The organism is Aminivibrio sp., assembly GCF_016756745.1.
Classification (GTDB): domain Bacteria; phylum Synergistota; class Synergistia; order Synergistales; family Aminobacteriaceae; genus Aminivibrio.
Window position 1 is genome coordinate 22,963 of sequence record NZ_JAESIH010000019.1, and the last position, 10,605, is coordinate 33,567.

A 10,605-nucleotide genomic window follows, 5' to 3' on the forward strand; every position below is an offset into this window, starting at 1 on the left:
GGCGGTAAAACCCTTCTTTTTTACCTGGCTGAAGAGGTTCCTAGTCTGACTGTTCCCGCTGCTGCTCATAACGCTCGTAAGCCTTCACCACCTGCTGGACGATTTCGTGGCGCACCACGTCGGAATGGGTGAGGTAGAAAAACTCGATGCCATCGATGCCGTAGAGAATGTCCCTCACCTGCCTGAGGCCAGACTGCTTGCCTGCGGGCAGGTCCACCTGGGTGATGTCGCCGGTGATGACCGCCTTGGACCCGAAGCCGAGGCGGGTAAGGAACATCTTCATCTGCTCGGGGGTGGTGTTCTGGGCCTCGTCGAGAATGATGAAACTGTCGTTGAGGGTTCGCCCCCTCATGTAGGCGAGGGGGGCGATTTCGATGACGCCCTTGTCCACGTAGCGCAAGAACCGCTCCGGGGACAGGAGGTCGTAAAAGGCGTCGTAGAGGGGGCGGACATAGGGCTCCACCTTTTCCCGGAGGTCGCCGGGAAGGTAGCCGAGACTTTCGCCTGCCTCCACCGCCGGGCGAACGAGGACGATGCGGCTGATAGCCGCCGCCTTGAGGAGGGCCACTGCATGGCAGACCGCCAGGTACGTTTTGCCCGTGCCTGCCGGTCCGATGGCGAAAACGATGTGGTTGTTCCGCACCGCCTCGAGATATTTTCTCTGCCCCTCGGTCTTCGCCCTGATGGGCTTTCCCCGGGCGGTAGTGCATATGACCTCGGAGAAGAGGGGAGCGAGATCCACCGACCCCCTCTCCGCTATCATGTCCATGGCGTAGCGCACGTCGGCCAGATGGAGAAGGTGCCCCTTCCCGGCGATCGTGTGGAGTTGCTCCAGAAGCGAATGGACCATGTCCACCACTCCTCCGTCCGGGCCGCGCACCGCGACCCGGTTGCCCCTCACGACAAGCCGGACGGGATATCGCTCTTCGATGGCGGCGATGTTTTCGTCATCCTTCCCGGCAAACCGGGACATGGAGTCTAAGTCCGAAAACTCTACCTCCTTGATGGAAAACCCCGTCTCAACCGTGTCATTTACGTTAATATTCGTCATAGAACCGGTTCGTCGCCGCCTTTCACTCTGCTATACGGGATACCCCGCACCGTCCACCAGTTCGGACACGCCAACGTCCACCTTCATCTCCCGGGCGAACTTCCGCATGAGGAAATCCTTCGCCACGGCGGGGAACAGAACATAACTGAGCACGTCCTCCGGCTGGAGGATCCAGGGCTCCACGGCCTTCGCGGCCGCCTCAAGTTCGGGGGCGATGTTCTCGGCGGGCCTGCAGGTAATGGGAATCTCGTCGCCGATGACTTTCTTCTGGATCTCCGGGTCCAGCTCTGCGGGCGGCTTGCCGTACTGGCCGAGGAAGTAGCTGCGCACTTCCTTTGGAACGATCTTCCAGCGCTCGCCCACGAGGACGTTGAGGGTAGCCTGGGTGCCCACGATCTGGCTGGTGGGGGTGACGAGGGGAGGATAGCCCATTTCCTTCCGGACCCTGGGAACCTCATCCAGCACTTCGGGCAGCCGGTGAAGGGCATTCTGGTCCTTAAGCTGGCTGATCAGGTTGGAGTACATGCCCCCGGGGATCTGGTACATGAGGACGTTGATGTCCACGCCGCCGAGGTCGACGAAGATCTTGGAGTACTTCTCCCGGACTTTCTTAAAGTGGTTAGCGATGGGGACGAGCTTTTTAAGGTCGATGTCCGTGTCGAACTCCCCGCCCTTCATGCCCGCCACCAGGGATTCGATGGGGGGCTGACTGGTGCCCTGGGCAAAGGGGGAGATGGCGCAGTCCACCACGTCGGCGCCCGCCTCGAGACCGGCGAAATAGGCCATGGAGGCCATGCCGCTGGTGTAGTGGGAGTGAATCTGCACGGGGAGACCGGTCTCCTTCTTGATGGTCCTGACGAGGGCGGCGGTCTCCACGGGGCTGATGATGCCGGCCATGTCCTTGATGCAGATGGAGTCGGCGCCCATGGACTTCATCTCCCGGGAGAGCTTGGCGAAGGCGTCGAGGGAGTGCACCGGGGACAGGGTGAAGGAGAAGGCAAGCTGCAGGTGGGCCCCTTCCTTCTTGATCTGGTCCGCTGCCACTTCCATGTTCCGGAGGTCGTTGAGGGCGTCGAACACCCGGATGATGTCAAGGCCGTTGCCAACGGCCCGCTTTACGAACTCCCGGACGGTGTCGTCGGCGTAGTGGCGGTATCCCACCACGTTCTGGCCCCGGAGGAGCATCTGGAGCTTCGTCTTCTTGAAGAGCTTACGGAGGGTGCGGAGCCTCTCCCAGGGGTCCTCGTCGAGAAAGCGCATGCAGGTGTCGAAGGTGGCTCCGCCCCAGACTTCCATGGAGTGGAAGCCCACCTCGTCCATCATCTCCACGACGGGGGTCATGTCCGAGATGCTCATGCGGGTGGCCATAAGGGACTGGTGCCCGTCCCGGAGAGTCGTGTCGGTGATGCCTACCTTGCGGGGCACCCTGTGGGATGCGGAGGAATCGGCGGTTACCGCTTCGGGCGCCTCCTGTACTTTCGCCGCTTCGGCCGGAGGGGCCGGAGTCGCTGCCTTGTTCTTTTTTTCGTTCGTCATCTACTTTTCTCCTCCATACTGATTTTGTTATTTCCCGTGCTTTTGTTCTCAATCCGCCGCGAGAGGCGAAGACTTCGCCTCTTCCCAGAGCCGGTCAAGCTCTTCCGGAGTATATTCGCTCCAGGGCCGGGCATCCTCCGCCACGTACTGCTCCACCCGCCGGAACCGCCCGGTGAATTTCCTGTTGGCCCTTCCCAGGGCGGAGTCGGGGTTCACGCCGAGGTGACGGGCAAGGTTGACGGCGGCGAAGAGAAGGTCGCCCATCTCGTCCTCTATTTTTTCAGGAGCTCCGTCCTCTGCCGCTTCCCGGAGCTCGGTCATTTCTTCCTCCACTTTACCATACAGGGGGGATAGATCGCCCTTCGGCCAGTCGAAACCCACGTGGGCCGCCTTGCCCTGGATCCGGTAGGCCTTGGCCAGGGGGGGCATGCCCTCCGGCACACCCGCAAGGAGGGAGGTGTCCTTCTTTTTTTTGTTTTCCTTTTCGCCGGTCTTGATCTGCTCCCAGTTCCGCAGCACGTCGCCGCTCGAGTCGGCCCGGGCATGGCCGAACACATGGGGGTGCCTGCGGACCAGCTTCTCCACCAGCCCCCGGATCACGTCTTCAACTGAGAAAAGGCCCATCTCCGAGGCTATCTGGGACACGAAAACCACCTGAAGCAGCACGTCGCCGCACTCCTCCCGGATGTCGTCGCTGTCGCTCCTCGTCACCGCATCCACGAGCTCGTAGGCTTCCTCCACGATATAGGCGCGCAGGCTTTCGAGGGTCTGCTCCCTGTCCCAGGGGCACCCGCCCGGAGCCCGGAGGCGGCTCATCACCGACACGAGCTCCCCGAAGGCGCTGCCGCAGTTTTCGTTCATTCACCGCACCTGCTTTCCGTGACGGAGGGCATGAAGCACATCGGCCAGGCCCGCGGATCCGCCCGGGCCCGTAATCTTTCCCTCCGATGCATACCAGTTCTTTCTTTTTTTCAGATCGTCGAACACAGGGCCCCTGCCCCGAAGGACAGTATCTCTTTTCCCGCATTCCACAGACAAGATACCATACTTTCCGCCCCGTGACCGCAGCAAAGATACTGAAAAGAGATTCTTCAGGGGGGGCGGCAGGGGACCGAACCTGTCCAGCACTTCCTTTTCGAGCTCCCGAAGATCCTCGGGACCGTCGACCCGGAGCAGCCTGCGGTAGAGGGCGATCCTGATGGTCTCCTGGGGGATGTAGGAGGCCGGGATGAGGCACGGAATATCGACCGCCACCTCCGCCGAGGACGGGAGGGTCCCCCGGAGCTTCGCTATTTCCTCCTCCAGCATGGCGTAGTACAGGTACGAGTCCGCCCTGCCCCTTTCGCTGCCGTGCTGGGACGTGCCCAGCAGGTCGCCGCTTCCCCGGATCCGGAGATCCTCCAGGGCGAGATCGTATCCTGCCCCCCCCTCGTTGAGGGTCGTGATGGCGTCCAGTCGCTCGAGGGTCTCCTTCCCCAGGGGGTGCCCCTCGGGGTAGAGGAAGTAGGCGAAGGAAGATTCCTCCCTCCGGCCGACACGGCCCCTGAGCTGGTACATCTGGGCGAGTCCGAGCTCCTGGCAGTCCTCCACGATGAGCGTGTTGGCTCCGGGAACGTCCAGGCCGCTCTCGATGATCGTGGTACAGAGAAGGATATCAATCTCTCCATTATAAAATTTCAGCATGGTCTCTTCAAGCTCGTTTTCCTTCATCCTGCCGTGGGCGATCCCGAGGGAAGCGGAGGGAAAGAGCTTCCGCAGGAAGGATGCCCGCTCGTCAAGCCGGTAGATCCGGTTGGACACGTAGAAAACCTGCCCGCCCCGCTCCAGCTCCCTGGCGACGGCCGATTTCACTATTCCTGTGTTCCATGGGCCCGCCGCCGTGATGACCGGCATCCGGTTGCGGGGCGGTTCATTGAGCAGGGAGATGCTCCTCATGCCCTTCAGGGAGAGGGCCAGGGTCCGGGGAATGGGAGTGGCGGAGAGCATGAGCACGTCCACGTTCTCCCGGGCCTCCTTGAGCTTTTCCTTGGACAGGACGCCGAAGCGGTGCTCCTCGTCCACGACGATGAGGCCGAGATCTTTGAAGACCACGTCCTTCTGGAGCATCCGCGCCGTCCCGATGAGGATATCCACCCTTCCGGACGCGGTTGCCTCCAGCACCATGCGCTGCTCTTTTTTTGACGAGAACCTGGAGAGCAGGGCCACGTTCACCGGGAAACCCGTCATGCGGGCCGAGAAGGACATGTAGTGCTGCTGGGCGAGGATGGTGGTGGGAACGAGCACAGCCGCCTGTTTTCCTCCCTGGACGGCCTTGAAGGCCGCCCGGGCGGCCACCTCTGTCTTGCCGTAGCCCACGTCGCCCACGAGAAGCCGGTCCATGGGGTAGGGACGCTCCATGTCGGCGGCCACCTCGGCGCAGGCGGTGAGCTGGTCTTTGGTCTCCACGTGCGGGAAGGCCTCCTCGAACTCGCGGTACAGACCGTCGGGAGGCGGAAAGGCGAAGCCCTCCGCCAGCTCCCGTTTTGCATAAAGCTCCAGCAGCCCCCTGACCTCCTGCTGCACCCGCTCCCTCGTTTTGGCCACGCTCTTTTTCCACTTCACGCCCCGGAGGGAGTCGAGGCGCACGTCGCCGCTCATATGGTCCGGCAGAGGGGTGATCTTGTGGAGCTGGAGGACGGGAAGGAACAGCCGCCGGTTTCCGTCGAACTCGAGGATGAGGCTGTCCATCACCTCCCCGGCCACGGTAACCTCCTCGGAACCCCGGAAGACGCAGAGGCCATAGTCCTCGTGGACCAGGAGCTGCCCTTCCGAGAGCCGGTCGCTCCACTCCCGCGGAGGAGCGGAGAGCATGCCCGGGCCGGTGATCTTTTCCGATATTCCCGCCAGCTCGAGGTCGGAAATGTAGGCGATCCGGGATTCGGGATCGAGAAACCCTTTCGAGAGGGTGCCGTCCACGGGATGAACGGAAGCCTCCTCGCCGAAGGAGAGAATGCGCCGGTTCTTCGTGGCGAGGAAGAGGGAATAGCCGTCCTTCTTCCAGGAGTCGCACATCCACCGGAACTTGTCCATGTTGCCCCGAAAAGGGGGAATCTCTTCCAGGTTCACACCGGCCTCGGAGAAGGATGCCGACGCGGTGACCCTGAGCCTGGGCCGGGACGCGAGGCGCAGGAAAATCTCGTTCCAGCCGGGAAGAGCGGCGCCCCTGCCTTCGGCCTCCACGATGTCCTTCCAGAGCAGAGCGTAGGAGCCGGCCGACACTTCGATCTTCGCCGGCTCGAAGAAAACGGAGACGGCGTTTTCGGGGAAAAAGGAGAACAGGGAAGCTTCCTTCGACGTGCTGAGGGAGTGGATGTCGGCCTCGTCCAGCAAGCCCACGCTGGTCTGGGTGCGCGGAGAGAAGCTGCGCACGCTTTCGACGGTTTCGTCGAAAAACTCGAACCGGAGGGGATGGGCATAGGCGGGGTCGAACACGTCCAGAATGTACCCCCGGAAGATGAACTGTCCCGGCGCCCAGACGATGTCGGACCGCTCGTACCCGGCATGGACGAGCCAGTCGAGAAGGTTCTCCCGGCGGTACTCCTTCCCGGTGGTGATGCGGATGTCCCTGCTGCCCTTGTACACCGGGCCGAGAAGGGCGCCCCCGCTCGCCGCGAGGATGCCCCCTTCTTCCCTCCACCGGGCGAGAGTTTCCCCCCGCTGGACGGGGAGGGCCCTGTCCGTCACACCGTGAGGTGTCAGGGGAATTTCGTGCAGCAGCCGGACCCGCTCTCCGGGAAAGAGGGTCTCCCAGTCGGAGCAGAACATGGCAGCCTGTTTCGTGTCGGGAAAGACAAGAAGGGCGGGGGAAGCGGGGTTTCTGCAGACCCAGCACCGGGCCGCGCCGTCGAGGGGAAGGTGAAGAGCGGTGCCTCCCGTCCAGAGACGTTCGTCGAGATCCCAGATTCTGTTACCCGCGGGGGCGGAGGCGTTTCTCATGACATCTCCATCCTGCGAAAAGGCGACGGGTATCCCGCCGCCTCGTCAGACCGTTGCGTTGATCGCATTCATCGCCTTGTCGGCGCCTTCGGTACACCAGAGCTCCACAGCGTCGGCGGCCCTGTCGAGAAGGTCGGGCAAACCCGACCGCTCACCGGCCGAAAAGGACCCGAGGACCCAGGACACCATGTTCTCTCCGGGGGCTGCCCCCACGCCGACCCGCAGCCTGCAGACATACAGGGTACCCGCCATCCCGAGGACGGACTGCATCCCCTTATGGCCTCCCGCGGAGCCTTTCTTCCGCAGCCGGAGCTTCCCGTAGGGAAGGGCCGCGTCGTCGTATACCACGAGGACGTCGTTTTCCCAGGAGAGGGAGAAATAGTCCACCGCCTCACGGACGGCCCTGCCGCTGAGGTTCATGTAGGTCAGCGGCTTGAGGAGAAGAAGTTTTTCCCCGTTTCGGAAATGGGTCCAGGCCATGGAGGAAAACTGCATCCTCGGGGTTCCGCAGGAAAACCGGCCCACAAGGTGATCCACCACGAGCCATCCCGCGTTGTGCCTTGAAAAGACGTACTCCGGCCCGGGATTGCCCAATCCGGCGATGATCTTCAACCGGGATTACTCCTCCTCGTCCTTGCCCTTGCCCTTGCCGACGACTTCCACTTCCTTCTGCTCCTCGCCCGTTTCCTCGGCCTCGGAGATGCCCCTGGGGATCATCACGGTGACCACGACTTCGTCGGGGTCGGAGAGGACGGAAGCTCCCTGGGGAACGGCGATATCCTTCACGTGGACCTGGGCGCCGAGCTTCATGGAGGAGACGTCCACCGCCACGGAATCGGGGATCTGACCGGGAAGCACTTCCATGGAAATTTCATGGAGGAGGTGGTCGATAACGCCGCCGAGCTTCACTCCGGCGCAAACATCGCGGCCGATCAGCTCCACGGGCACGTTCACGGTGATCTTGTGTCCCTGCACGAGCTGCATGAAGTCCACGTGAAGAATCTTTCCGTTGAGGATGTCCTTCTGGACTTCCCTCATGATGCCCATCTCTTCCTTGCCGCCGGGCAGGGTGAGAAGCATGGTCTGGGTTTCCCAGTGGCCGGAAGCGACGACTTTCGAGATATCGGAGAGCTTCACCTTCGCAGCGACGGACTCGGGATAATCGGGACCATACACGACGCAGGGCACATACCCCGCAGGGCGCAGTTTGCTGCAGGCTTCCTTGCCTTTTCCTTCCCGTGCTTCAAGAACTACCTTCACAATTTCCGACATAACCGACACATCCTCCTTAAAATACGATCCCCGCTGCGGAAGCAGGAAATTTACGACAGCCTAGTCGAAGAGGCTGCTCACCGAACGGTCGCTGTGGACCCTCAAAATGGCTTCCGCGAAAAGGGGGGCTATTGACAATTGAATGATTTTATCCGATTTCTTGCTCTCAAGCAATGGGATTGTGTCGGTCAAAACGACCTTGTCGATCCCCGAATTCTCGAGGCGCTCCAGCGCAGGCCCCGAAAGCACGCCGTGGGTGGCGCAGGCGAAAACTTTCACCGCTCCCCGATCCTTTATGAGGGCGGCGGCGTTGCAGATGGTGCCGGCGGTGTCGATGATGTCGTCCACCAGGACGGCGGTCTTCCCGCTGACGTCGCCGATGATGTCCATAACCTCGCAGAGGTTGGCCACTTCGTGGGACCTGCGTTTGTCCACGATGGCGAGGTCGGCCTTCAGGCTGCCGGCGAACTTCCTGGCCCGGACCACCCCCCCCACGTCGGGGGCCACCACCACCAGGGAGCCGCTGGCCTGGCTCTCGGCGATGTTCTCCTTGAAATAGCTCCCCAGGAGGGGCATACCCGTGAGATGGTCCAGGGGGATGTCAAAAAAGCCCTGGATCTGCCCGGCGTGAAGATCGGCGGAAATAACCCTGTCCGCCCCGGCGCCGGTGAGCAGGTTGGCCATAAGTTTGGCGGAGATGGGGTCTCTGGGCTTGGTCTTCCTGTCCTGCCGGGCATAGCCGAAGTAGGGGCAGACCACGTTGATCCGGAAGGCCGACGCCCGCTTCAGGGCATCGATCATGATCAGCAACTCCACCAGGTTCTCGTTCACCGGGTTGCAGGTGGGCTGCACGACGAAAACATCCGCTCCCCGGACGCTCTCCTCTATGGAAAGACCGATCTCTCCGTCGGAAAAGCGGAAGTGCTTCGCCCGGGAAAGCTCGATCCCCAGTTCACTGCAGATTCTGCGCGCAAAGGACGGATGAGCCGTTCCGGAAAAGATCATCAGATCCCGCGTGTTGGTCCCCATCATTTCTGGTGTCCTCCATTCGCCGTTCTCCTTTTTCTCTCAGCCCATCCTTCGATGTTCCGCTGCCGCGCCCGGCCGACCGCGAGAGCCCCCTCAGGCACATCCTGGGTGACCACCGATCCCGCCGCCGTTGTAGCGCCGTCTCCCAGGGTCACCGGCGCCACAAGCATGGTGTCGCTGCCCACGAAGCACCGGTCGCCGATCACCGTGGGGTTCTTTTTCACCCCGTCGTAGTTGCAGGTGATGGTCCCCGCGCCGATGTTGGTCTCCTCGCCCACCGCGGCATCCCCCATGTAGGCGAGATGGGGCACCTTGCTCCCCCTGCCGATGCGGGATTTCTTGATTTCAACGAACTTGCCCCCCTGGGCTTTTTCGGCGAACACCGACCCGTCCCGGATAACGATGAAGGGCCCGACCTTCACACCGTCCCCAAGGGTGCTGTCGCTGAGGACGGCGTGGCTCACCACCTCGGCCCCGCACCCCAGGGTCATGTTCCTGAGGACGGAAAAACCGCCGATGCGGCTGCCCCTGCCGATGGACGTACGGCCCCAGATCTGCACGAAGGGGTCCACGGAAACGTCCTCCGCGATGGTCACCCTGGGGCCGATCCACACCGACGACGGGTCCAGCATCCTGACGCCCGCCGCGAGATGGGCTTCCACTACGGCCTCCCGGATCAGGGAAACCGCCTCGGCAAGCTGCCGGGGGGTGTTGATGCCCCGGAACTCGTCCTCGCTTCCCGAATTCACGGGGCGGACGATCATGCCGTCCCGAACCATCATGGCGATGATGTCGGGAAGATAGTATTCTCCCTGGGCGTTTTCGTTGTCAAGACGGTAAATATGGGGAAGAAGGGAGGAGACCCTGAAAATGTAGACGCCGCTGTTGACTTCCGAGAGGAGCTTCTGCTCCTCCGAGGCGTCCTTCTCTTCCACTATGGACACCCCGTTCTCCGACCGGACGACCCTTCCGTAACCGTAGGGGTTGAGGGCGCGGAAGCTGATGAACGAACAGTCCGCCCCTTCCTTTTTGTGGTCCTCCACCAGGCGGGCGAGGGCGGCTTCGGTGAGCAGGGGAACATCCCCCGGAAGGACGAGCAGATGGTCGAAACCGGCCCACCACTCCTTGGCGATCTGGACGGCATGGCCCGTGCCGAGCTGCTGGTGCTGCCAGATGGGGACCGTTCCGGGCCACTCATCGGAAAGATAGTCCCTGACCATCTCCCCCTTGTGCCCCACCACGACCGCCGAGGCGTTCACCGATCCGGCGGCCCCGAGCCGTTCGAGAACACGGAGGACGTAAAAAAGAACCGGCTGGTCAAGGGCAGGAAGCAAAACCTTCGGGAGGTCGCTCTTCATCCTGGTTCCTTTCCCCGCCGCGAGAACCAGAGCCCCTGTGACTCCTTCAGAGCCTGACAAGAGAATCAACACCTTTGTGTGTAAATTTTAGGCAACGACAAAAAAAGGGAGCCGCTCCTGGTCCCCTTCCTCAATGCTGTCTGGCTGGGGTGGCTGGATTCGAACCAGCGATGGCGGATCCAAAGTCCGCTGCCTTGCCGCTTGGCTACACCCCATCGCAACCACAATATAGTAACAGAGGTTCTTGGGGTGTCAAGAAATACGACTTCTCTTAACATTTTCCCGGAACCTATTGTACAGCGAAAGAGCCTGAGCATAAACAAGGGATCGAGACGGCTTGTCAACCTGAGCGGAACCTCAAGGTCTGTCATCCTGAGTGTCTGT

At 61.9% G+C, this 10,605-nt stretch carries 8 protein-coding genes and 1 tRNA gene; all 9 read right to left on the reverse strand.

Features of this window, described 5'->3' with window-relative positions; translation table 11 throughout:
- Nucleotides 1-40 precede the first annotated feature (40 nt).
- Entirely contained in the window at nt 41-1,051 is a 1,011-nt protein-coding gene (locus JMJ95_RS01375) for a PhoH family protein (RefSeq protein WP_290681543.1), read from the reverse strand.
- A gap of 30 nt (nt 1,052-1,081) precedes the next feature.
- Complete coding sequence (locus tag JMJ95_RS01380; RefSeq protein ID WP_290681545.1) at nt 1,082-2,587, reverse strand: pyruvate carboxylase subunit B; 1,506 nt, start codon at nt 2,585-2,587, stop codon at nt 1,082-1,084.
- Between the two features lie 48 nt (nt 2,588-2,635).
- On the reverse strand, nt 2,636-3,448 hold the full coding sequence (gene mazG, locus JMJ95_RS01385) for a nucleoside triphosphate pyrophosphohydrolase (RefSeq protein ID WP_290681547.1): 813 nt from the start codon (nt 3,446-3,448) through the stop codon (nt 2,636-2,638).
- Nucleotides 3,449-6,562, reverse strand: coding sequence for a DEAD/DEAH box helicase (locus JMJ95_RS01390; RefSeq protein ID WP_290681550.1), 3,114 nt, complete (start codon nt 6,560-6,562; stop codon nt 3,449-3,451).
- 45 nt (nt 6,563-6,607) lie between these two features.
- Nucleotides 6,608-7,174: an aminoacyl-tRNA hydrolase gene (gene pth / locus JMJ95_RS01395; protein ID WP_290681553.1), complete on the reverse strand. Its 567-nt coding sequence runs from the start codon at nt 7,172-7,174 to the stop codon at nt 6,608-6,610.
- 6 nt (nt 7,175-7,180) lie between these two features.
- The gene (locus JMJ95_RS01400; RefSeq protein ID WP_290681556.1) at nt 7,181-7,834 is read right to left on the reverse strand and encodes a 50S ribosomal protein L25; all 654 of its coding nucleotides are present in this window, start codon (nt 7,832-7,834) and stop codon (nt 7,181-7,183) included.
- A gap of 60 nt (nt 7,835-7,894) precedes the next feature.
- A complete protein-coding gene (locus tag JMJ95_RS01405) occupies nt 7,895-8,863 on the reverse strand; it encodes a ribose-phosphate pyrophosphokinase (protein ID WP_290681565.1) in 969 nt (322 codons plus the stop codon).
- Nucleotides 8,863-10,281, reverse strand: coding sequence for a bifunctional UDP-N-acetylglucosamine diphosphorylase/glucosamine-1-phosphate N-acetyltransferase GlmU (glmU, locus tag JMJ95_RS01410; protein WP_290681559.1), 1,419 nt, complete (start codon nt 10,279-10,281; stop codon nt 8,863-8,865). Before glmU ends, JMJ95_RS01405 begins: the two co-directional genes overlap by 1 nt.
- 81 nt (nt 10,282-10,362) lie before the next feature.
- Nucleotides 10,363-10,436, reverse strand: a tRNA-Gln gene (locus tag JMJ95_RS01415).
- Nucleotides 10,437-10,605 lie beyond the last annotated feature (169 nt).

Bases quoted from the DNA above. Each gene is read 5' to 3' on its own strand.
- mazG (WP_290681547.1), bottom strand. From the start codon at position 3,448: ATGAACGAAAACTGCGGCAGCGCCTTCGGGGAGCTCGTGTCGGTGATG.
- JMJ95_RS01390 (WP_290681550.1), bottom strand. From the start codon at position 6,562: ATGAGAAACGCCTCCGCCCCCGCGGGTAACAGAATCTGGGATCTCGAC.
- JMJ95_RS01375 (WP_290681543.1), bottom strand. From the start codon at position 1,051: ATGACGAATATTAACGTAAATGACACGGTTGAGACGGGGTTTTCCATC.
- JMJ95_RS01380 (WP_290681545.1), bottom strand. From the start codon at position 2,587: ATGACGAACGAAAAAAAGAACAAGGCAGCGACTCCGGCCCCTCCGGCC.
- JMJ95_RS01400 (WP_290681556.1), bottom strand. From the start codon at position 7,834: ATGTCGGAAATTGTGAAGGTAGTTCTTGAAGCACGGGAAGGAAAAGGC.
- JMJ95_RS01405 (WP_290681565.1), bottom strand. From the start codon at position 8,863: ATGGGGACCAACACGCGGGATCTGATGATCTTTTCCGGAACGGCTCAT.